We start from the raw sequence: 773 nt of genomic DNA on the forward strand, positions 1-773 counted from the left end.
TCTACGCCAGTTACAGTTGTTTTAACTGTATCTTTAATACCAACGATCTCTACTTCTTCACCAACTTTAACGATACCAGCTTCTACACGGCCTGTTACTACAGTACCACGACCAGAAATTGAGAATACGTCTTCGATTGGCATTAAGAATGCTTTGTCGATAGCACGTTCTGGTTCTGGGATGTAAGAGTCAAGCGCTTCAACAAGAGCAAGAACTGAAGACTCACCATATTGACCAGCATCGCCTTCCAACGCTTTAAGCGCAGAACCACGGATAACTGGAGTGTCATCACCTGGGAAGTCATAAGTAGAAAGAAGTTCACGAACTTCCATTTCTACTAATTCAAGTAATTCTTCATCATCAACAAGGTCACACTTGTTCAAGAATACGATGATGTAAGGTACACCAACCTGACGAGAAAGAAGGATGTGTTCACGAGTTTGTGGCATTGGACCGTCAGTCGCAGCACACACAAGGATCGCGCCGTCCATCTGAGCAGCACCAGTAATCATGTTTTTAACGTAATCGGCGTGGCCCGGGCAGTCAACGTGCGCGTAGTGACGAATTGGAGAATCGTATTCTACGTGTGAAGTATTAATTGTAATACCACGTGCTTTTTCTTCAGGTGCTGAGTCGATTTGTGAGTAATCTTTCGCTTCACCGCCGTAAGTTTTTGCACAAATAGTTGCAATCGCAGCAGTTAAAGTTGTTTTACCATGGTCAACGTGACCGATTGTGCCCACGTTTACGTGTGGCTTATTACGTTCAAACTT

The 773-nt window shown here is 44.0% G+C and carries 1 protein-coding gene; it reads right to left on the reverse strand.

What is annotated here, in order from left to right:
- Positions 1 to 773, reverse strand: a 773-nt coding sequence (locus tag AWW73_RS11390) for an elongation factor Tu (RefSeq protein WP_062849699.1), incomplete at both ends; no start/stop codon positions are given.

Source organism: Acinetobacter lactucae, from assembly GCF_001605885.1.
In the GTDB taxonomy this organism is placed as follows: Bacteria; Pseudomonadota; Gammaproteobacteria; order Pseudomonadales; family Moraxellaceae; genus Acinetobacter; species Acinetobacter lactucae.